Below are 503 nucleotides of genomic sequence, written 5' to 3' on the forward strand. Positions count from 1 at the left end.
CCCCGGAGCCGCCGCGGCAGGCGGTCGCCCGTCCGGCAGCGCGGGGGTGCGTCATGGCGATGGCCACGGCCGCGGCTGCTCGCCGACGAGGAGCTCCGCGAGCTGATCCTGCCCGCGCTGCGCGCCGACTACACGGCGATCGAGACGCACACCCCCGACCCCGCCGCGCGGGTGGACTGCCCGATCACGGTGTTCACCGGGGACCGCGACCCGCAGCTGCCGGTGTCCGACGCCCGCGCGTGGTCCGCACACACCTCCGGCCGGTGCGACCTGCGGGTGTTCCCCGGCGCGCACTTCTACCTCAGCGACCACCCCCGGGACGTGGCGGCGGCCGTCGGCGACGCCGTGGCCGCGATCCGGCGGGCGTAGCGGCTCCCCCGCCCCCGCCCGCCGGCGGGGGCGGGCCCCGGAGCCGCCGCGGCAGGCGGTCGCCCGTCCGGCAGCGCGGGGGTGCGTCATGGCGATGGCCACGGCCGCGGCTGCTCGCCGACGAGGAGCTCCGC

The 503-nt window shown here is 79.9% G+C and carries 1 protein-coding gene; it reads left to right on the forward strand.

From position 1 onward, the window contains the following. On the forward strand, window positions 1–369 hold a 369-nt coding region (locus tag DEF28_RS26810; protein ID WP_233515564.1), incomplete at its 5' end, for a thioesterase II family protein. Window positions 370–503 lie beyond the last annotated feature (134 nt).

The sequence above is a fragment of the Marinitenerispora sediminis genome (assembly GCF_003336425.1).
Taxonomy (GTDB): Bacteria; Actinomycetota; Actinomycetes; order Streptosporangiales; family Streptosporangiaceae; genus Marinitenerispora; species Marinitenerispora sediminis.